General features: G+C 47.4%; 1 protein-coding gene and 1 pseudogene. Both read right to left on the reverse strand.

Features of this window, described 5'->3' with window-relative positions; translation table 11 throughout:
* Positions 1-183, reverse strand: a pseudogene (locus V5S80_RS09325) (hypothetical protein); the annotation flags it as partial.
* A gap of 1 nt (position 184) precedes the next feature.
* On the reverse strand, positions 185-645 hold a 461-nt coding region (locus V5S80_RS09330), incomplete at its 5' end, for a hypothetical protein (RefSeq protein ID WP_395170497.1).

Consider the following 645-nt stretch of genomic DNA (forward strand, 5'->3'; position numbering starts at 1 on the left):
GCCGACCCCACCGTTAATCACCAGAGCATGCTGCCGCCCCAACTCCCGCAACCCAGGCTCCTCAGTAAACTCACCACGCAGAGACTTAAGCATGGAAAGTGGATTTCCAAACCCAAATTTTGCATTTTTCGTGAATACATTGATGGCCCGGTCGAGCTCACAGGGATCGATAGTAATACTCATTTTATTTACTCACTTTCTTTAGGTTCTCACGTGCTTTTTCACACAACTGTGCCTCAGACATCGTGTCTTCAATATCGCCATAAAGGACACCGATTCGGCCTATATCGGTTTCCACATATGCGACACAGGCAGGCGAATTAAGGCTATCAACGATCTGGTCAAATCGATCTGGCCGATACTGCTTAAATAGCCTTCCTGCAACGTCTTTCCTCTTCTTTTTATCGGTACCAATCGCGATCACTGTAGACACGTCTTTATTTTCATCCTCCACAAAGCAGTCTTTGAGGGTAGTGACATCAGAATAGTCAGATCCGTCGGTGGTATATCCCCGTTGAGTCCAGAATTTAGGTGCAACTTCTTTACAAAGATCAGCGTTTTCAAAATGGGGGTCGGAGTAGTCATAGGATCCGTCCGGGTTTTTCTTCGCCCGCACCGGGTACTTAGCAAGCAGCTCAGGCTGCT

It is taken from the genome of Corynebacterium sp. PCR 32, from assembly GCF_037464985.1.
GTDB lineage: Bacteria > Actinomycetota > Actinomycetes > Mycobacteriales > Mycobacteriaceae > Corynebacterium > Corynebacterium kroppenstedtii_D.